Raw genomic sequence first — 20,730 nt, 5'->3', positions numbered from 1 at the left:
CGGGGCGTCAGGGGGCGGTCTCGGCGCGGACCTCGCACGCCTTCGCGTCCGGGTCGTCCATCGGCGGCTGCGATCCGCGCAGCACCAGGTTCGGCATGAACAGCGTCAGCACGATCGTCACCGCCGCGATGCACGCGGCCACGAGGAACACCAGGTCGAGGCCGTCGGTGAACGCCTGCTGCACGACGAGCCGCACCGGCTCGGGCAGGTGGGCGACCACCGTGGGGGACTGCATGACCGCCGACAGGTCGGTCTCGCCGAACCCGGACGCCTCCTGCGGCGAGAGCTGCGCGACCGCGCCCGGCAGGTTCGCGGCGAGCTCGTCGTTCAGCTTCGAGGTCATGACCGCACCGAGCACGGCCGTGCCGATCGCGCCGCCGAGCGAGCGGGCGAAGTTGTTCGTGCTCGTGCCCGCGCCGAGGTCCTCGATCCGCACGATGTTCTGCATCGCGAGGACCAGCGGCTGCATGAACATGCCCATGCCCACGCCCAGGACCAGCAGGAACAGGCTGCTGGTCCACAGCGGCGTGTCGACGTGGAGCTGCGTGAACAGCGCCAGCCCGGCCGTGATGACGATCGACCCGGCGACCAGGAACCACTTGTACCGGCCCACCCGCGAGATGACGAACCCCGAGGACACCGACGTGAGCACCATGCCGGCCATCATCGGGATCATGAGGAGCCCGGAGTCGGTGGGGGAGTAGCCGCGCACCATCTGGAAGAACAGCGGGATGTACACGATCCCCGAGAACATGCCGACGCCGAAGATGAGCGCGATGACGCTCGCGAGCGCGAACGTGCCCTGCCGGAACATCCGCAGCGGCAGGATCGGCTCCTCCGCGCGGGTCTCCACGAGGATGAACGCGGCCGTCAGCACCGCCGCGGCGGCGAACAGGCCGATGATGACCCCCGAGCCCCACGCGTAGTCGTCCCCGCCCCACGTCACCGCCAGCAGCAGGCACACCACGGCCGGGACGAGGCAGGCCGCGCCCAGGTAGTCGATCCTGCGGGGCCGGGTCGGGAAGTGGTGGCGGCGCAGCACCTGGTCGACCGCGATCATCGCGGCGAGCCCCAGGGGCAGGTTGATGTAGAAGATCCAGCGCCAGTCCACTTCGGAGAGCCAGCCGCCGAGGACGGGCCCGGCGACCGACGAGATGCCGAAGACCGCGCCGAAGAACCCCTGGTACTTGCCGCGCTCGCGGGGCGAGACGACGTCGGAGACGACGGTGAACGCGAGCGAGATGAGGCCGCCGCCGCCGAGGCCCTGGAGGCCGCGGAACAGGATGAGCTGGAGCATGTTCTGCGACAGGCCCGCCAGGGCCGAGGCGACGAGGAAGATGACGATCGCGACGAGGATGACCGGCCGCCGCCCGTACAGGTCCGAGAGCTTCCCGTACAGCGGCGTCGAGGCGGTGGTCGCGATGAGGTACGCGGTGACGACCCACGTGTAGTCGCCCATGCCGTCGAGGTCCCCGACGATCGTGGGCAGGGCGGTGCCGACGATGGTCTGGTCGAGGGACGCCAGGAGCATGGTGAGCATGAGCGCGCCGAAGAGCGTGTACAGCTCCTTGCGGCTCATGTCCGCCGCGCCCGCCCGCTCGCCCATAGGTGCGAGCGTATGGCCCGCCTCCGTCGAGGCGGGCCGAAACCGGCTTATCGGGGCCGCTTGTCGACCGCCCACGATCCGGCCGGGACGATGACGTGCCCGACCTGGGCCTCCTGCTCGGTGTGGTTGACGATGAACCGCCATTCGCCGCGGTCGACCACGTCGAGTCCGGGCCCGCCGGGGCCGGTGAGCTCCAGTTCCTCGAAGAGGCGGTCCCAGGCGTCGTCGCCGAGCTTGCACGAGACGTACCACGCCTCGCCCTCGCCGAACGGGTTGACGGTGACGGCGGGCTGGCCCTCGATGAGGTCGCCGGTGGCGTACTGGGTGACGCACTGGGCGCCGCGCAGCTCCACGAGCTCGCAGAAGCGCTCGGCGGCGCCGAAGTTCCACAGCGCGCGGCGCTCCCCGGCGGGCTGGGGCAGGTGCTCGGTGACGCGGACGCCGAACAGGTCGGTGAGACCGCCGAGGTACCCGTCGAGCCAGACCTGGCAGTGCTCGTCCACCGCGCCGGTGAGGTAGGAGGCGACGAGGCGCCCGCCCCCGGCGGTGAACCAGCGCAGGTTCTCGGCCGCGGCCCGGCTGAGGACGTACGTCGTCGGCGCGATCACCGTGGCGTACTTCGACAGGTCGCCCTCGGGGGAGGCGAAGTCGGCGACGACGCCGCGTTCGCGCAGGACCCGGTGGATCTGGGCGGCGTTCTCCAGGTAGTCGACGGGCGCGGGCAGGTGGGCCGCCGCGGTCGCCCACCACGACTCGGGGCTCCACAGGATCGCCACGTCCGCTTCGACCGGCTCGGCCGTGGTGTGCGCGATCCCCGGGAGGGTGTTCCCGAACTCCACGACCTCGCGGAACATGCGGGTGTTCTTGCCCGCGTGGGGGACCAGCGCGGAGTGCCACTGCTCGGCGCCGCCGCGCCCGGCGCGCCACTGGAAGAACATGGCGCCCTTGGAACCGCGGCTGATGTGGATCATCGAGTGCCGGGCCATGCGGCCAGGGGTCTTGGCGACGGCGCCGTCCTTGGAGTGGACGGCCGCGGCGGCCTGCTCCATGAGGAGCCAGTCGCCGCCTCCGGCCCACGACCGGGACAAGTCGGCGTGGAAGGCGCTCTGCTGCTCGGCGCGCTCGTCGGGCGCGGAGGGGTAGGAGTCGAAGGCGACGAGGTCGACCTCCGCGGCCCACTTCCACGGGTCGACCGGGACCCACTGCCCGAAGACGAGGTTGGTGGTGACGGGGACCTCGGGGTTGGCCTCGCGCAGGAGGTCGCGCTGCTCCTTGTAGTGGTCGAGCATCGCGTCGGAGGTGAAGCGCTTGAAGTCGAGCTCGTGCGCGGGGTTGGCGAGGTACTGGGTGGCGCGCGGGGCGAGGACCTGGTCCCACTCGCCGTAGTGCTGGCTCCAGAACGAGCCCCACCAGGCCGTGTTGAGGGCGTCGAGCGTCTCGTACTTCGCCTCCAGCCAGGTGCGGAAGGCCCGCTCGGCGTGCTCGGAGAAGCTCGTCGACCCGTACTCGTTGTGGACGTGCCACATCGCGAGGGCGGGGTGCCCGGCGTAGCGCTCGGCGAGGGCGGCGGCGATGCGCCGGGACGCCTCGCGGTAGGCGGGCGCGGTGACGTCGTAGGTGTCGCGCGAGCCGTGGACCTGGCGCACGCCGTCGGGGCGTACGTTGAGCGCGTCGGGGTGCGCGAGGGTGAACCACGGCGGGGGCGAGGCGGTCGGGGTGGCGAGGTTGACCGCGATGCCGCCGGCGTGGAGCTTGCCGAGCACGGTGTCGAGCCATGCGAAGTCGTACTCGCCTTCGCGCGGTTCGAGCCGCGCCCAGGAGAAGACGCCGACGGTGACGAGGTTGACCCCGGCCTCGCGCATGAGGAGGACGTCGTCGTCCCAGACCTCCTCGGGCCACTGCTCGGGGTTGTAGTCGCCGCCGTAGCACAGGCCGTCGAGACCTCGGGGCCAGTCCATGGGTCCTCCACAGCGCAAAGGGGGTCAGTTAGTTGCAGGACAAAACTAACTGGTTCCGGGTGGTTTGCCCAGCCTAATGCGAGTGGACTACATGTCAGTGCGGGGTGGTCACTGTCCCGCGGTCTGGAGCGCCTGGAACCGCTCGAAGCGCAGCCGCTCGGGCCACGTGTCGTCGAGCGGCGGGAGCTGCGAGGGGTCGACGCCGACCGCCCACGCCAGCAGCAGGTCGGCGAGCCTGGGGTTTCGGGCCAGGCCCGGGCCGTGCATGTAGGTGCCGATGACGTGGCCCGCCCAGGCGCCCTCGGTCGCGCCGTCGTTGCCGACGCCGGCCGTGACGCGCGCGAGGGGCTGCACGGCCTCGCCGAGGTGGGTGCGCCCGCCGTGGTTCTCGAACCCGGTGATCGGGCCGATGCCCAGCTGCGGGTGCGACTCGCCGGCGATCTCGCCCACGGCCCGCGAAGGGCCCCGGTCCGAGCGCAGGTCGAGGATGTTCAGGCCCTCGTAGGCGCGGCCGTTCGCGTAGAACGAGGAGCCGAGGAGCTGGTAGCCCGCGCAGATGGCGAGGATCGGCTTCCCGGCCTCGGCGGCGCGGCTGAGCGCGCCGTCCTGGAGGAGCCGGTCGGCCGCGACGGCCTGCGGGCCGTCCTCGCCGCCGCCGATGAGGTACATGTCCGCGGTGTGCGGGATGTGCTGGTCGCTGCGGATCTGCATCGGCTCCACGTCGATGCCGCGGGCGCGCGCCCGGTGGGCCAGCACGAGGAGGTTCCCCCGGTCCCCGTACGTGGACAGGAGGTCGGGGTAGAGCCAGACGATGCGCAGGGTGCTCATTGCCACGGTCGGTCGCTCTCTCTCGCTAGTTGACCCGGTTGAATTCGGCGCGGATGTCCTGGAACGCCGTGTAGTTCGCGACCACCTCGACCGGGCCCGGCGGCACCGCCGCGATCGCGGCCCTGATGTCGTCGACCACGATGAAGTCGACCCCGTCGACCTCCAGCCGCACGGCCAGGTCGGTGCGGCGGTCGCCGGTGACGACGACCTTCCGGCCGGCCAGGGACGTGAAGTCCACGTCGTAGATCCAGGAGGTGTCGAAGCCGTCGACCTCGCGCGCGTTCAGCGACAGGACCACCGGCGGGACCGGGTCGATCATGTCGAACGACTCCAGCCATCCCGCGGGGTTCTTCGCCAGCAGCAGCCGCAGCTGGCGGCCGTCGCGCTCGACCTTCGCGTACCGGCCCGCGACCGAGGCGACCTCCGACAGGCGCGGCGCGGCCTGCGCCGGGTCCACCCCGAACAGGCTCGCCACCGCGAGCGCGGTCGCCGCGTTGGCCCGGTTCACCCGGCCCGGAAGCTGGAGGCGCAGGTCGTAGCGGCGCCCGTCCGGGCCCACCACGGCCTCGCCCTGGTGGGCGACCGACCACTGCGGGCTCGGCCGGTTCAGGCCGCAGTTCGTGCAGCGCCAGAACTCGCCGAAGCGGTCCAGGTGCGCGCCGCAGTTCGGGCAGATCGCCGAGTCCGCGGTCCAGCTCTGGCCCGCCGCGACCCACACGACCCGCTGGCACACCGACGCCGCCCACACGATGAGCGGGTCGTCGGCGTTGGCGACGATCGTGGTCTGCCCGGCCGACGCCTGGAGCGTCTGGCGCCACTTCGCGGCCAGCGCGGTGACCTCCATGGCCCGGTCGAGCTGGTCCCGGGAGAGGTTGAGCAGCGCGACGACCTTCGGGCGGGCCGCGTCCAGCAGCTGCCCCAGGTAGTGCTCGTCGCATTCGAGCGCCGCGTACTCGGCCTTCGGGGCCTTCGCGAGCGCCGTGGTGTGGCCGGTCGGCATGTTCGCGCCGAACGAGTTCGTCGCGACCCGGCCGATGGCCTCCAGCGCGGCCGTGGTGAACCGCGTGGTGGTGGTCTTGCCGTTGGTGCCGGAGATGAGCACCACGTGGCGGCCCTCGGCGAGCAGTTCGAGGAGACGCGGTTCGACGATCAGTCCGACTCTGCCGCCGATCACCGAGCCGTCGCCCCGGCCCGTGGCGCGCGAGAGCGCCGCCGCGGTCCGGAGCAGCGTGGTCGCGAACTTCGCGCGTGGGGTCAGACTCGCGCTCATACGGGCTCTCGCTTTCGTCTTGATCGCACTCGGCGTGCTCGAACGACCGTGCTTCTCGAACGACCGTGCTTCTCCAACGACCGTGCTTTTCCAACGACTATGCACAAGAGTTTGTCACACCAGTCCCCGCAGGCGTGAGGAGTGGCCGGTCGCCGTGAGGCCGCCCGCGTTCGCCGCCCCCGGCGCAGTGACGGACGCGAATGCCCTTGCGCCGCCGCGCGGGCGCGCCCGGGGCCCCGCCGGGCCGCCGGCCTCCCCGTCGCTCCACAGTGACCGATCGGGGACGGCCCGTGCGCGGCCCTCGTCGCGCAGCGTGCGCCCCTCGTCGCCCATGGTCGGATCGCCTGCGTCCCAAGCCACTCGGCGGAGTGAACACTGAGTGAAACTCGCCTTTCGGGCCCCCTGTTGCGCAACCGTCACTCCACTGTCCTCCACCACCGCTGACCAGCCCCGACGCCGCGCCCAACACGGATGCCACGCGGAAACAACCCCCATAGGTGGGGGAGAGTGGAGTAAGGTGGGGCGCAATGGCGGGGCAGGTGACCCGCCACAGCGGTCGGGGAGGCCGCGCAGCCTGAGAGTCACGGGGGGTGGCGCCGATGTTCCTCGGCACCCATACCCCGCGCCTGGACGACAAGGGCCGCGTGATCCTGCCCGCCAAATTCCGGGAAGGACTGGCGGAGGGAGTCGTGATCACGAAGGGCCAGGAGCGCTGCCTGTACGTGTTCCCCGAAGCGGAGTTCGCGCGCATCGCCGAATCCCTCCAGCAGGCCCCCATGTCGAGCAAGACCGCCCGCGCCTACACGCGCGTGTTCTTCGCCTCGGCCCACGACGAGGTCCCCGACAAGCAGGGCCGCGTCACCATCCCCCAGCGCCTGCGCGACTACGCCGGTCTCGACCGCGACCTGGTCGTCATCGGCGCCTCGAACCGGGTCGAGATATGGAACGCACCGACCTGGGACGAGTACCTGGAGGCTTCTGAAGAGGCCTTCGCCGACATCGAAGAGGGCGACCTGCCCGAAGGACTGTGAGAAGGAGGTGAGTGCGATGAACGACGCGCCGCACGTGCCCGTCATGCTCGACGAGGTGCTGGCGTACCTGGAGCCCGCCGCGGCCCGGCCCGGCGCGGTGGCGGTCGACGCCACCCTCGGCGCCGGCGGCCACAGCGAGGCCCTGCTGACCGCGCACCCCGGACTCACCGTCGTCGGGGTCGACCGCGACCCGAACGCCCTCGACCTCGCCTCCAAGCGCCTCGCCGGCTTCGGCGACCGGTTCGTCCCGGCCCGCGCCGTCTACGACGAGATCCCCGAAGTCCTGCGCGCCGGCGGCTTCAAGGCCCTCGACGCCGTGCTGTTCGACCTCGGGGTCTCCTCGATGCAGCTCGACCAGCGCGAACGCGGCTTCGCCTACAGCCAGGACGCGCCCCTGGACATGCGCATGAACCCCGACGACCCGCTCACCGCCGCGACCGTCGTCAACACCTACGCGCCCGGCGACCTCGTCCGCATCCTGCGGACCTACGGCGAGGAGAAGTTCGCGACCCGCGTCGTCAGCGCCATCGTCGACGCCCGGAGCAAGGCCCCGATCACCTCCACCGGCGTCCTCGCCGAGCTCGTCAAGGACGCCATCCCGCAGGCGGGCAAGCGCACCGGCGGCAATCCCGCGAAGCGCACCTTCCAGGCGCTTCGGATCGAGGTGAACGGGGAACTGGAGACCTGGGAGCGGGCCCTGCCCGCGGCCCTCGACGCCATGAACCCCGGCGGCCGCGTGGTCGTCCTGTCCTACCACTCGCTCGAAGACCGCATCACCAAGCAGGAACTGGCCAAGCGCGCCAGGTCCAACAGCCCGGCGGGACTGCCCGTCGACCTCCCCGGAACCGAACCCACCTTTCGACTCCTGACGAAGAAGGCCCAGCAACCGACCCAGACCGAACTCGATCGGAACCCGCGCTCGGCGCCCGCCCGGCTCCGCGCGGCAGAACGCATCGCACCGTCCACCAGAGCAGGAGGCGCATCATGAGCGACCAGTACCGTCGCGCGCAGGCCGACCCCGAGGAGATCATCAAGGCCGCCCGCCGCCGGGCGCGCGCCGCGTCCTCGCGGCGACGATCCCTCGTCGGCGACGCCGCGGACGCCCCTGCCTTCGACGGGAACCTGGCGGTGCAGCCGGCCCCCGTGGAGACCCCGGTCGAGGTACCGGACGCCCCGGCCGCGCCGCAGCGCGAGACCGTCGTCATCCCGCGCACCGAGACCGCCGAGCGCCCGGCCGCCAAGCCCGCGCCCGAGCCGGTCGAGGTGCCGCGCCCGGCCTTCGTCGGCGGCATCGTCGGCCTGGTCGTCGCCGGCATCGTGGGCCTGCTGCTGCTCAACACGGTCATCAACGAGGACGCCTACCACCTGCAGGAGCTGCGGACCCAGGCGAACGAGCTGGACCAGTCCGAGCAGGCGCTGGCCGACGAGCTGACGAACCTGAACTCGCCGAACAACCTGGAGGCGGAGGCGTCCCGGTTCGGCATGGTCCACCCCGACAAGGTCACGTTCCTGTACCTTCCCGGCGGCGAGACCGTCGAGATGCCGTGGAACGAGGACTAGGAGTTCGATGACCGAATCCGACCCCCGACGGCGCCGCGACCCCTCCTCGATCAGCCGGGCGCGCCGCTACACGCCCCGCGGGCGCACCGTCCGCGAGGCCGCGGAGGCGGGAGAGGACAACCGGGCCAGGGAGAACGGGGCGCGCGACCGCGAGGCCGCGCGCCGCGAGCGCAACCGGGCCGCGCAGCAGGAGCACGGGACCGAGGACCTCGCGGCGCAGCGGCGCCGCGAGGCCGCGGCCCGCTCCCGCGAACGGCGCCAGCGCGAGACCGGCGCGGTCCCCGCGGAGACCCGCACCACGACCGCCCGCCGCACGGGCACCGTCAAGTCGGAGCCCGTGCGGCGCAACGGCACCGCGCGCGCGGGCACGGCCCGGCGCACCGCCGCCGCCGGGCCCCAGCGGCGCGCCTCTTCGCGCCCGACCTCGCGCGTCACCGGTCCGGTCAAGGCCGTCCCGGTCAAGCCCCTGCCGCACCTGCCGCGCCTGGGCAGCCCGCGGCGGCGTCTGCGCATGGCCTCGGCGTTCGTCATGATCCTGCTGGTGCTCTCGGGCACCCGCCTCATCCAGCTCCAGGTGACCGACTCGGCGGCGTACGCGGCGGAGGCGATGAACCAGCGCCTGACCACCGAGCCGCTGCCGGCCGAGCGCGGGGCGATCCTGGACCGCAACGGGAACCGCCTCGCCTACTCGATCGAGGCGAACTACATCGCCGTCGACCCGGTCATGGTCGAGGGCGACCCCGGCGAGCTCGCCGCCCGGCTCGCGCCGCTCCTGGGGCGCACCGCCTCCGAGCTCGAGCCGATCATCGCCACGCGGGAGACCGCGCAGGGCGAGCCGATCCGCTTCGCGTACCTCCAGCGCGGGGTGGACCTCGCGATCGGCGACGAGGTCGCCGACCTGGAGGACCCGGGCCTCATCATCGGCGACGACGAGCGCCGCGTGGTCCCCGGGCACGACCTGGCCGCCAACGTCCTCGGCTTCACCGGCGGCGACGCCGGCGAGGGCCTGGGCGGCCTGGAGGCGTCCTACAACGACTGGCTCACCGGCACCGACGGCGAGGTCTCCTACGAGCGCAGCCAGTCCGGCCAGCCGATCCCCGGCGCGTTCTACCGCGAGGAGGAGGCGGTGCCGGGCCGGGACATCCAGCTCACCATCGACGCCGACCTCCAGTTCCAGGTGCAGAAGATCCTGGAGCAGACGGTGACCGACCACGACGCGCAGTTCGGCTCGGCCATGGTCATGGACGTCGGCACCGGCGAGATGCTGGCGATGGCCTCGACCCCGACCTACGACGCGGCCAACCCGTTCGAGGTCGACAGCGACGAGGCGTACCGCGACTACGGCACCCAGGCCACCGTGGACCCCGGCTCGATCCACAAGGCGGTCGTGTTCGCCGCCGCCCTCGAGGAGGGCTGCATCGAGCCCGACGGCACCATGCACGTGGAGCAGACGATCAACAAGGGCGGCACCGACTACCGCGACGGCTACGAGCACGGCAGCGCCGAGCTGAGCCTGGCCGGGATCATCGCCCAGTCCTCGAACGTGGGCACCATCCAGCTCGCCGACTGCGTCGGCAAGGAGCGGCTGTACGAGTACCAGCAGGCGTTCGGCCTCGGCGAGGCCACCGGCGTCGGCATCACGGGCGAGGCCACCGGCATCCTCCAGCCGCCGGACAACTGGTCGGGCACCTCCTACGGCTCGGTCCCGATCGGCCACGAGGGCACCGCCACGATCATCCAGATGGCGGCCCTGTACGCCGCCATCGCGAACGACGGCGTGTACGTGCAGCCCACGCTCGTCGACCACCTGCTCGACGCGGACGGCAACGTCGTCGAGGACGGCGAGGAGTCCGAGACGCGGCGGGTGATCTCGACCGAGACGGCGCAGGACCTCCAGTACCTCCTCCAGGCGCCCATCGCGGCCGAGACGGGCACGGGCCGCAACGCCGAGCTCGAGAACTACCACCTCGCCGGCAAGACCGGCACCGGCGGGCTCGTGGTCGACGGCGACTACGCGCCCGGCAACGTGGCCTCGTTCGTGGGGTTCGCCCCGGCGGAGGACCCGCAGTACGTGGTGGCCGTGAGCGTCTACGTCCCCGGCGGGGGCGGCGGCGGCTCGACCACCGGCGAGGCGTTCAAGGAGATCAACGAGTTCGCGTTGGGCTACTTCGGGGTCCGCCCCGCCACGGGCCCGGCCCCGGTGTTCGACGTCTGGGGCTGAGCGGTTGCGCCGCACCGCACCGGGTGCGGCGCGACCGCCGCGGTCCGGGGTGCGGCCGGGCCGGCCGGCGCGGGCGTGACGCTCGGCAGAAACCTCCCCGAGGGGGAATCGGGGGTCGGCCTCCGGCGTTAGCATCGAAGGCGTCAAGGAAGAAGGAGCCGATTGTTTTGAACGATGACCCTTGGGCACTGTGTGAAGTCCTCGCCGAGCCTCCGGAGGCCCGCGGCGCGGTCCTCCTGCACTTCCTCGACGGGTTCATGGACGCGGGCCAGGCGGGGCGGGGTGTGGTGGACCACCTGTTCAAGACCTGCGAGCACACGCCGGTCGCGTCCTTCGACGTCGACCAGCTCATCGACTACCGCTCCCGGCGGCCGAACCTGACGTTCTCGATCGACCGCTGGTCGGACTTCGAAGCGCCGCAACTGGTCGTCTACCTCATGCGCGACGCCTCCGACCGCCCGTTCCTGCTCATGACCGGCCCCGAGCCCGACTTCGCCTGGGAGCGGTTCGTGGACGCCGTCGAGGACCTGATCGAGCACTGGCACGTGCCGCTGACCCTGGGCTTCCAGGGCATCCCGATGGGCGTGCCGCACACCCGCGCGCTCGGCATGACCGTGCACGCGACCCGCCCCGAACTGGTCTTCGACAACCGCCCCGTGTTCAACGAGGTCACCGTGCCCGGGAACGCCGCGGGCCTGCTGGAGTACCGCCTCGGCGAGTCCGGCCGCGACGCGGTCGGCCTGTCGGTGCACGTGCCCCACTACGTCATGCAGATGACCTACCCGGCCGCCACCATGCGCCTCCTCGAAGGCATCCGCGAGGCCACCGGCCTCGACCTGCCCTCCGACGAGGACCTGGAAGTCGAACGGGCCCAGGTCGACTCGGACATCGCCGAGCAGGTGGCCGAGTCCGACGAGGTCGCCGACGTCGTGAAGACCCTCGAGGAGCAGTACGACTCGTTCACCGAGGCCGCCGACGCCGACGAGATGCTCCAGGAGGGCCGCATCCCCACCGCCGACGAGCTCGGCGCCGCGTTCGAGAGCTTCCTCGCCGAGCGCAACAAGCGCGACGACGACTGAACCGCTTGCGCCGCAGAGCGAAGCGGGCCCGACCGGATGGTCGGGCCCGCTTGCACGTTCTCGCCTACACGTTGCCGTGCTTGGCGCGCGAGGCCGAGCGGCCGCGCTCCTTCTGGTCCAGGACCACCTTGCGGATGCGGACGGTCTCGGGGGTCACCTCGACGCACTCGTCGTCGCGGCAGAACTCCAGTGACTGCTCCAGCGACAGCAGGCGCGGCGGCACCACGTTCTCGGTGGAGTCGGCCGCGGCCGCGCGCATGTTGGTGAGCTTCTTCTCCTTGGTGATGTTGACGTCCATGTCGTCGGTGCGCGAGTTCTCGCCGACGATCATGCCCTCGTACACCTCGGTGGTCGGGCCCACGAACAGGACGCCGCGCTCCTGGAGGTTGATCATCGCGAACGCGGTGACCGCCCCGGCCCGGTCGGCCACGAGCGAGCCGTTGTTGCGGGTGCGCAGCTCGCCGAACCACGGCTCGTGCTTCTCGTAGATCGAGTGCGCGATGCCGGTGCCGCGGGTCTGCGTCAGGAAGTCGGTGCGGAAGCCGATGAGGCCGCGCGAGGGCACCAGCCACTCCATGCGGACCCAGCCCGACCCGTGGTTCGTCATGGTCTCCATGCGGCCCTTGCGGGTCGCCATGAGCTGCGTGATCGCGCCCAGGTGCTCCTCGGGGGAGTCGATGGTCATGCGCTCGACCGGCTCGTGGGTCTTGCCGTCGATCTGCTTCGTGACCACCTCGGGCTTGCCCACGGTCAGCTCGAAGCCCTCGCGGCGCATCTGCTCGACCAGGATCGCCAGGGCCAGCTCGCCGCGGCCCTGCACCTCCCAGGCGTCCGGGCGCGCGGTCGGCAGGACCCGGAGCGAGACGTTGCCCACCAGCTCGCGGTCGAGGCGGTCCTTCACCTGGCGGGCGGTGACCTTGTGGCCCTTGCCGCCCTTGCCGACCAGCGGCGAGGTGTTGGTCCCGATGGTCATCGAGATCGCCGGCTCGTCGACCGTGATGAGCGGCAGCGCGATCGGGTTCTCCGGGTCGGCGAGGGTCTCGCCGATCATGATGTCGGGGATGCCCGCGATCGCGCAGATGTCGCCGGGGCCGGCCTTCTCGGCGGGCTTGCGGGTGAGCGCCTCGGTCATGAGCAGCTCGGTGATGCGGACGTTCTGCTGCGAGCCGTCGCGCTTGATCCAGGTCACGGTCTGGCCCTTGCGCAGCTCGCCCTCCTCCACGCGGCACAGCGCGATGCGGCCGAGGAAGTTGTCGGCGTCGAGGTTGGTGACGTGGGCCTGGAGCGGCGCCTCGGGGTCGTACGAGGGCGCGGGCACGTGCTCGATGATGGTGTCGAAGAACGGCTTCAGGCTGTCGGAGTCCTCGGGGACCGTGCCGTCCTTCGGCTTGGTCAGCGAGGCCACCCCGTCGCGGGCGCACGCGTAGACGATCGGGAACTCGATCTGGTCCTCGTCGGCGTCCAGGTCCAGGAACAGGTCGTACGTCTCGTTGACGACCTCGTCGATCCGCGCGTCGGGGCGGTCGGTCTTGTTGATGCACAGGATGACCGGCAGGCGCGCGGTCAGGGCCTTGCGCAGCACGAAGCGGGTCTGGGGCAGCGGGCCCTCGGAGGCGTCGACCAGCAGGACCACCGCGTCGACCATCGACAGGCCGCGCTCGACCTCGCCGCCGAAGTCGGCGTGGCCGGGCGTGTCGATGATGTTGATGACCATCTCGGAGCCGTCGGCCGGGTTGGCGTAGTGGACCGCGGTGTTCTTCGCGAGGATGGTGATGCCCTTCTCGCGTTCCAGGTCACCGGAGTCCATGACGCGGTCGTCGACGGCGGCCCCCTCGCGGAAGGCGCCCGCCTGCTTGAGCATGGCGTCGACGAGCGTGGTCTTGCCGTGGTCGACGTGGGCGACGATGGCGATGTTGCGCAGATCAGAGCGTGTAGACACGACGACCATTGTCACCTAGTGAGCCGGTCCACCTGGCGTCAACCCAGGTGATCGCGGCCACGCCCCTCGCGCGACGCCTGAGAGGCTTGCTCACATTGTGGCTTCGCATGACAGATCGTCCGTACTTTCATACACTGCCGTGTTATGGGCGTATTCCATATAACCATCCGATTCGTTATGGTTCTCGCGCTCGCCGCCGGAGCGATCCTCGTCGGCGCGCTTCCCTCGTATGCCGAGATCACCGGTGCGATCGTCTCGACCGGCGCCGGCCCGATCAACGTGCGGTCGGGGCCCGCCACCGACCAGAAGGCCGTCGGCACCCTGGACAAGGGCGCGAACCCGCAGGTGTTCTGCAAGGCCCGCGGCGAGCGCATCGCCGGGCACGTGCGCACCTCCCCGACCTGGCTGCGCATCGGCAAGGACCGCTGGGTCTCCAACGCGTACATCACGTGGTCGCCCTCGCAGCCCGTCCCGTGGTGCTCGGCCGCCACCAAGGCGCCGACCGCCTCCACCGTCACCACCGGCGGCGGCGAGCTCAACGTCCGCGCCGCCGCCTCCTCGGGCGCCGGACGCCAGGGCGGCCTCGCCGACGGCGCCGGCGTCCTCGTCGAATGCCAGGTCTGGGGCCAGCAGGTCGACGGCACCACCGGCAAGTCCGGGGTCTGGTACAAGGTCGGCGACAAGCGCTACGTCAGCGCCGCCTACATCAAGTGGAGCGCCGGCCTGCCCTGGCTCGGCTGGTGCGGGCAGGACCCGCCGTCCGTCCCGCGCGGCGGCAACCAGGGCTTCATCGACGCCCACGCCGCCGCGGCCCAGGCCAGCGACCGCGACACCGGCGTCCCCGCGTCCGTCACGCTCGCCCAGGCGATCCTGGAGACCGGCTGGGGCCGGGGCGCGCTCGCCCGCGAGGACCACAACCTGTTCGGCATGAAGTGCTTCGGCTCGCCCGGCGACCACGCGCTCGGCTGCCGCGACTACGCCACCTTCGAGTGCAGCCCGACCGGCGGCTGCTTCGACATCGACGCCACCTTCCGGGCCTACGCCTCGGTCGAGGACTCGTTCCAGGACCACGGCGACCTGCTCTCGAACTGGTCGCGGTACGCCACCGCCATGGACCACGCGGGGGACCCGAAGCGCTTCGCGCGCGAGGTGCACAAGGCCGGGTACGCCACCGACCCGAAGTACGCCGACAAGCTCATCGGGATCATGGACGACTACGACCTCTACAAGTACGACTGACCGGCGGTGCGGAGCGGGCCCGGGGCGACGCCCCGGGCCCGCTCCACGTTCCGGTGAAGGATGAGTGAAAGCTCACAGCGAGGGCGATATCCGCAGCTCCCGGCGAGGTAACCTCGACAGGCGGCCCGCCGCCGGCGCGACTCCGGCGCCTTTTCGAACAGCGGGCCTCCCAGAACTGTCGGACCCGAACGTTAGATTCCCACCGTGGCCAACGAGTACTCATCGACCGATCCGAACCCGCAACCCGCACCCGCACGGCATCCGTCGGGCACCATCGTCGTCCGCGGCGCGCGCGAGCACAACCTCAAGGACGTCGACCTCGACCTGCCCCGCGACTCGCTGATCGTCTTCACCGGCCTCTCCGGCTCGGGCAAGTCGTCGCTCGCGTTCGACACGATCTTCGCGGAGGGCCAGCGCCGGTACGTCGAATCGCTCTCGGCCTACGCGCGCCAGTTCCTCGGCCAGATGGACAAGCCCGACGTCGACTTCATCGAGGGCCTCTCGCCGGCCGTCTCGATCGACCAGAAGTCGACCTCGCGCAACCCGCGCTCGACCGTCGGCACCATCACCGAGATCTACGACTACATGCGGCTCCTGTACGCCCGCGTCGGCGTCCCGCACTGCCCGCAGTGCGGCGAGGAGATCGGCCGCCAGTCGCCGCAGCAGATCACCGACCAGATCATGGCGCTGCCCGAGGGCACCCGCTTCCAGGTCCTCGCCCCCGTGGTGCGCAAGCGCAAGGGCGAGTTCGTCGACCTGTTCGGCGACCTCCAGCAGCAGGGCTACGCCCGCGCCCGCGTCGACGGCGAGGTGTACGCGCTCACCGACGTGCCCAAGCTCAAGAAGCAGGAGAAGCACGACATCGACGTGGTCATCGACCGCCTCGTCGTCAAGCCCTCCTCGATCCAGCGCGTCACCGACTCCGTGGAGTCCGCGCTCGGCCTGGCCGACGGCGTCGTGGAACTCGACTTCGTCGACGTCGCCGAGGGCGACCCGGGCCGCACCAGACGCTTCTCCGAGAAGCTCGCGTGCCCCAACGACCACCCGCTCCAGCTCGACGAGCTGGAGCCGCGCACGTTCTCGTTCAACGCGCCCTTCGGCGCCTGCCCGGTCTGCCACGGCCTCGGCATGCGCAAGGAGGTCGACCCCGAGCTGGTCATCCGCGACCAGGAGGCCACCATCCGGGCCGGCGCACTCGCGCCGTGGTCCTCGGTCGGCATGGGCGACTACTTCCTGTACCAGATCGAGGCGCTCGGGGAGGCCGTCGGCTTCGACGTCGACACCCCGTGGGCCGACCTGCCCAGCCGCGCGCAGAAGGCCGTCCTCTACGGCTACGACGAGACCCTCCAGGTCGCCTACCGCAACAAGCGCGGGCAGCGCCGCTCCTACGAGACCCGCTTCGAGGGCGTGGTCCCGTGGGTCGAGCGGCGCCACACCGAGACCGACTCCGAGTGGACCCGCGAGAAGTACGAGCAGTTCATGCGGGAGATCCCGTGCTCGACCTGCGAGGGCACCCGGCTCAAGCCCGAGATCCTGGCCGTCACGGTCGACGGGCTGTCGATCCACGAGGTCTGCACGCTCTCGATCAACGAGTGCTCGAAGTTCTTCGACGCGCTCAAGCTCTCCGACCGCGACACCATGATCGCCGCCCCGATCGTCAAGGAGGTCACGGCCCGCCTCCAGTTCCTGCTCGACGTCGGCCTCGACTACCTGACGCTCGCGCGCGCCGCCGGGAGCCTGTCGGGCGGCGAGGCCCAGCGCATCCGGCTCGCCACGCAGATCGGCGCCGGGCTCGTGGGCGTCCTGTACGTCCTCGACGAGCCCTCGATCGGCCTGCACCAGCGCGACAACAACCGGCTCATCGCCACCCTGGAGCGCCTGCGGGACCTGGGGAACACGCTCATCGTCGTCGAGCACGACGAGGACACCATCCGGGTCGCCGACCACATCGTCGACATCGGCCCGGGCGCGGGCGAGCACGGCGGCCACGTGATCTACTCCGGGCCCGTCGCCGGGCTCACCGACGCCGAGGGCTCGATCACCGGCGACTACGTCTCCGGCCGGCGCCACATCCCGGTCCCCGAGGTGCGGCGCAAGCCCGACCCGGGCCGCGAGCTCGTCGTCAAGGGCGCCCGGGAGAACAACCTCAAGGGCATCGACGTGGCGTTCCCGATGGGCTGCATGGTCTCCGTGACCGGCGTGTCCGGCTCGGGGAAGTCCACGCTGGTCAACGAGATCCTGTACAACACGCTCGCCTCGGAGATCAACGGCGCCAAGCTCGTCGCGGGCCGGCACCGCACCATCACCGGCCTCGACGGGGTCGACAAGGTGGTGGGCGTCGACCAGTCGCCGATCGGGCGCACGCCGCGCTCGAACCCGGCGACCTACACCGGCGTGTTCGACAAGGTCCGCAAGCTCTTCGCGGGCACCCCGGAGGCGAAGGTCCGCGGCTGGGGTCCGGGCCGGTTCTCCTTCAACGTCAAGGGCGGGCGCTGCGAGGCGTGCGGCGGCGACGGCACGCTGAAGATCGAGATGAACTTCCTGCCGGACGTGTACGTGCCGTGCGAGGAGTGCGGCGGTGCCCGGTACAACCGGGACACGCTCAAGGTCCACTACCGGGGCAAGACCATCTCCGACGTGCTCGACATGCCGATCGAGGAGGGCGCGGAGTTCTTCGAGCCGATCCAGACGATCCACCGGCACCTGAAGACGCTCGTGGACGTCGGCCTCGGCTACGTCCGGCTCGGCCAGCCGGCCCCGACCCTGTCGGGCGGCGAGGCGCAGCGCGTGAAGCTCGCCTCCGAGCTCCAGAAGCGCTCGACCGGGAAGACCGTGTACATCCTCGACGAGCCGACCACGGGTCTGCACTTCGAGGACGTGCGCAAGCTCCTCGGGGTGCTCGACGGCCTCGTGGAGAAGGGCAACACGGTCATCACGATCGAGCACAACCTCGAGGTCATCAAGTCCTCCGACTGGGTCATCGACCTCGGCCCGGAGGGCGGCGACAAGGGCGGGACCCTCGTGGCGACCGGCACCCCGGAGGAGATCGCCGCCATCGCCGCGAGCCACACCGGCGAGTACCTGCGCCCGCTCCTGGGCCTGGAGGGCAAGGGCAACGGCACCGGCGCCGCCGCCCGGCGCGCCAAGACCGGCAACGGCCGCACCAGGAAGTAGCACGAACGGACCCGGTGCGGCGCGGCCGAGAGGCCGCGCCGCACCGGGTCCGGTGTTTCGGGGAGCGACGTCGCGCCGGAGGCGGCGGGATCGCGGGAGTGGCCGGCGCACGGATCACGAGGTCGGGTGTGTCGGTTCGCGGTCGCCCCCGGCTGCAACGGTGCCTGGCGGGTGTGACATTCGGCGGCTCATGAGGCCGGCGTGTGTCGATCGGGGGTGCCGTTCGGATGCGGTGCGAGCATCGGATGATGGTGGTGTTCGTCGGGGCCGTGGCGGTCGGCATTGCCGCGGTGCCGGGGTTGCGGCGGCTGGTCGTGGTGGCCACCGAGCGGCGGCCCGCCGTTTGGCCGGTCACGGCGGTCGCGGTCGGGGCAGCGCTCCTTATAGCTTGGCGTGCAACGGGAGTGCTGCATGCCGCCGCCCTCGCGCCCGTGGCCGCCTCCGGCATCGCGGCCGGGTGGATCGACGCCTATGAGCGGCGGCTGCCCGACGCGCTGATCCTGCCGCTGTACCCCGTCGTCGGCGCGCTCCTCATCGCCGCCGGGGACACCGACCGGATGCTCCGGGCCGCCCTCCTCGCCGCCGCCGCGATCGGGCTGTTCGGACTCGGCTGCGCCGCAGGGCAGATGGGCTTCGGGGACGTCAAGCTCGCCGGACTGCTCGCGCTCGTGCTCGCCTGGAGCGACTGGCGCACCGCCGCCGTCGCGCTCGCGGCCACCGCGGCCGTCGGCGGGGGACAGGCCGCCGCCGTGCTCGCCCTGGGCCGCCGGGACTTCCCCTACGGGCCCGCGATCCTCGCCGGCGCCGCCGCCGCGCTCGCGTTCGGGCCGCTCGGAACGTAGCGGCCCAATTGATAAGGAATATTGACAGATCTCCATGTATTACTTAATCTGAGTCTTACGTATAAGTATTGAGGCGTAAGGAACCGCCCATGCATCGACCGTCCCTCCGCACCACCCGATTCTTCGCCATCGCGACCGGCGCCGCCGTGCTCGCCGCCTCCGCCGCCTGGGTCGGGCTCGCGCCCGCGCAGGCGCAGCAGGCCCAGGTCCAGGTCTGGGTCACCACCGCCGACCAGTCCAGACTCCTCGCACAGCAGCCGGACGTCTCCTTCGGCTCCGGCGGCTCCGGCCCGGTCGTGAACGTCAACGCCGGCACCTCCTACCAGGTCATGGACGGGTTCGGCGCCTCGTTCACCGACTCCTCCGCCTGGCTCGTCGACAACGAGCTCACCCAGAGCCAGCGCGACCAGCTCATGATCCGGCTGTTCGACGACCAGTCCGGCATCGGACTGAGCATGGTCCGCCAGCCCATGGGCGCCAGCGACTTCACCGCCGGCGGCGCCGACTACACCTACGACGACACCTGCTGCTCGGTCGGCGACTTCACGATCGGCCGCGACCAGGCGTCGGTCATCCCGGTCCTCCAGCAGGCCAAGGGCCTCAACCCCGACCTCAAGATCATCGGCACCCCGTGGACCGCCCCGGCCTGGATGAAGAGCAGCGGCTCGCTCAACGGCGGCCAGCTCAACGCCGACCGGTTCGACGAGTACGCCGACTACTTCGAAGCCTATGTGGACGCCTACGCGGCCCAGGGCCTCCCGATCTACGCCGTCACCTCCCAGAACGAGCCCCAGCACGAGACCGGCTCGTACCCGTCGATGCGCATGTCCTGGCAGGACCAGGCCGCGTTCATCGGCGACCACCTCGGCCCGGCCCTCGCCGACACCGGGACCCGGATCATCGCCTGGGACCACAACTGGGACCAGCCCGAGTACGCGATCAACGTCCTCAACGACCCCGAGGCCAACCGCTACCTCGCCGGGAGCGCCTTCCACTGCTACGCCGGGAACGTCGCCGCGCAGACCCAGGTCCGCAACGCCCACCCGGGCAAGGGCGTCTGGTTCACCGAGTGCTCCGGCGGCCAGTGGGCCCCCGACTTCGGCTCGAACCTGAAGTGGAACACCCAGAACCTCGTCATCGGCGCCACCCGCAACTGGGCCAAGAGCGTGACCCTGTGGAACATGGCGCTCGACCAGAACCACGGCCCCACCAACGGCGGCTGCGCCGACTGCCGCGGCGTCGTCACCATCGACACGAACTCCGGGAACGTCACCTACAACGTCGAGTACTACGTGCTCGGCCACGTGAGCAAGTTCGTCGACCCCGGCGCCGTCCGCGTCGAGTCCTCGAACCTCGGCGGCGACATCGAGACCACCGCCTTCCGCAACCCCGACGGCTCGCGGGTCCTCCTGGCGCTCAACGCGGGTGCCTCGCAGCGGACCTTCACCGTCACCGAGGGCGGGCGCCAGTTCGGCTACACGCTCCCGGCCGGGGCCGTCGCCACGTTCACGTGGAACGAGGGCGGCACCTCCGAGCCGCCGGGCGGCATCGACCCCGACGCGGTCTACGCGATCGCCTCGCTGAGCACCGGCAAGGTGCTCGACGTGCGCGACCGCTCGACCGCCGAGGGCGCCCAGATCCAGCAGTGGGCCGACTTCGGCGCCACCAACCAGCGCTGGCGCTTCACCGACGCCGGCGGCGGCCACTGGACCATCACCTCGGTCTTCTCCGGGAAGGTCCTGGCCGTGCCGCAGTCCTCCACGGCGAACGGCGCACTCGTGGTGCAGCAGACCTACACCGGGGCCGCGAGCCAGCAGTGGCGCGTGGAGGCGTCGGGCGGCGGCTACGCGATCGTCAACCGCCACAGCGGGAAGGTCCTCGACGTGCAGGGCGTCTCGCAGGCCGACGGCGCGGCGATCCAGCAGTGGGACGACTTCGGGGCCGCGAACCAGCGGTGGTCGCTCACGCCGGACGGGTGACGGG

The 20,730-nt window shown here is 71.3% G+C and carries 14 protein-coding genes; 9 read left to right on the top strand and 5 right to left on the bottom strand.

The window, feature by feature from the left end; translation table 11 throughout:
- Nucleotides 1–7: 7 nt before the first annotated feature.
- The 4 genes from BLS99_RS14940 to BLS99_RS14925 form a co-directional block, all read right to left on the bottom strand.
- Nucleotides 8–1,606 (bottom strand): MDR family MFS transporter, encoded by a 1,599-nt coding sequence (locus BLS99_RS14940; RefSeq protein ID WP_091051132.1) that lies wholly within the window; start codon nt 1,604–1,606, stop codon nt 8–10.
- A gap of 47 nt (nt 1,607–1,653) precedes the next feature.
- Nucleotides 1,654–3,564: a beta-galactosidase gene (locus BLS99_RS14935; RefSeq protein WP_091051129.1), complete on the bottom strand. Its 1,911-nt coding sequence runs from the start codon at nt 3,562–3,564 to the stop codon at nt 1,654–1,656.
- Between the two features lie 108 nt (nt 3,565–3,672).
- Nucleotides 3,673–4,398 carry a glutamine amidotransferase-related protein gene (locus tag BLS99_RS14930; protein ID WP_091051125.1) on the bottom strand — a complete coding sequence of 242 codons (726 nt, stop codon included), beginning with the start codon at nt 4,396–4,398 and terminating at the stop codon, nt 3,673–3,675.
- A gap of 19 nt (nt 4,399–4,417) precedes the next feature.
- Entirely contained in the window at nt 4,418–5,662 is a 1,245-nt protein-coding gene (locus tag BLS99_RS14925; RefSeq protein WP_176953369.1) for a Mur ligase family protein, read from the bottom strand.
- Between the two features lie 599 nt (nt 5,663–6,261).
- Between BLS99_RS14925 and mraZ the strand changes: the two genes are divergently transcribed.
- From mraZ to BLS99_RS14900, 5 genes are all read left to right on the top strand, one after another.
- Nucleotides 6,262–6,693: a division/cell wall cluster transcriptional repressor MraZ gene (mraZ, locus tag BLS99_RS14920; RefSeq protein WP_091051494.1), complete on the top strand. Its 432-nt coding sequence runs from the start codon at nt 6,262–6,264 to the stop codon at nt 6,691–6,693.
- 16 nt (nt 6,694–6,709) lie between these two features.
- Entirely contained in the window at nt 6,710–7,681 is a 972-nt protein-coding gene (gene rsmH / locus BLS99_RS14915; RefSeq protein ID WP_091051121.1) for a 16S rRNA (cytosine(1402)-N(4))-methyltransferase RsmH, read from the top strand.
- A complete protein-coding gene (gene ftsL / locus BLS99_RS14910; RefSeq protein WP_091051118.1) occupies nt 7,678–8,253 on the top strand; it encodes a cell division protein FtsL in 576 nt (191 codons plus the stop codon). The genes rsmH and ftsL overlap by 4 nt, the downstream gene beginning before the upstream one ends.
- Before the next feature lie 7 nt (nt 8,254–8,260).
- The gene (locus tag BLS99_RS14905) at nt 8,261–10,474 is read left to right on the top strand and encodes a peptidoglycan D,D-transpeptidase FtsI family protein (protein WP_091051114.1); all 2,214 of its coding nucleotides are present in this window, start codon (nt 8,261–8,263) and stop codon (nt 10,472–10,474) included.
- Between the two features lie 167 nt (nt 10,475–10,641).
- Nucleotides 10,642–11,553 carry a proteasome assembly chaperone family protein gene (locus tag BLS99_RS14900; protein WP_091051111.1) on the top strand — a complete coding sequence of 304 codons (912 nt, stop codon included), beginning with the start codon at nt 10,642–10,644 and terminating at the stop codon, nt 11,551–11,553.
- Nucleotides 11,554–11,617: 64 nt separating this feature from the next.
- Here the strand turns inward: BLS99_RS14900 and typA are convergent, their stop codons facing one another.
- Entirely contained in the window at nt 11,618–13,492 is a 1,875-nt protein-coding gene (gene typA, locus BLS99_RS14895) for a translational GTPase TypA (protein ID WP_091051491.1), read from the bottom strand.
- Between the two features lie 177 nt (nt 13,493–13,669).
- On the opposite strand from typA, the gene gsmA reads away from it, so the two are divergent.
- The 4 genes from gsmA (at nt 13,670) to BLS99_RS14875 (ending at nt 20,726) form a co-directional block, all read left to right on the top strand.
- Nucleotides 13,670–14,731, top strand: a complete 1,062-nt coding sequence (gene gsmA, locus BLS99_RS14890; RefSeq protein ID WP_176953368.1) for a sporangiospore maturation cell wall hydrolase GsmA — start codon at nt 13,670–13,672, stop codon at nt 14,729–14,731.
- Between the two features lie 273 nt (nt 14,732–15,004).
- On the top strand, nt 15,005–17,905 hold the full coding sequence (gene uvrA / locus BLS99_RS14885; RefSeq protein ID WP_091051487.1) for an excinuclease ABC subunit UvrA: 2,901 nt from the start codon (nt 15,005–15,007) through the stop codon (nt 17,903–17,905).
- A gap of 404 nt (nt 17,906–18,309) precedes the next feature.
- Nucleotides 18,310–18,747, top strand: a complete 438-nt coding sequence (locus BLS99_RS14880; protein WP_176953367.1) for a prepilin peptidase — start codon at nt 18,310–18,312, stop codon at nt 18,745–18,747.
- Nucleotides 18,748–18,836: 89 nt separating this feature from the next.
- On the top strand, nt 18,837–20,726 hold the full coding sequence (locus tag BLS99_RS14875; protein WP_091051101.1) for an RICIN domain-containing protein: 1,890 nt from the start codon (nt 18,837–18,839) through the stop codon (nt 20,724–20,726).
- Nucleotides 20,727–20,730 lie beyond the last annotated feature (4 nt).

The organism is Glycomyces sambucus, assembly GCF_900102815.1.
In the GTDB taxonomy this organism is placed as follows: domain Bacteria; phylum Actinomycetota; class Actinomycetes; order Mycobacteriales; family Micromonosporaceae; genus Glycomyces; species Glycomyces sambucus.
The sequence above is the reverse complement of the archived record's forward strand: the minus strand, read 5'-3'. Positions and strand labels throughout refer to the sequence as shown.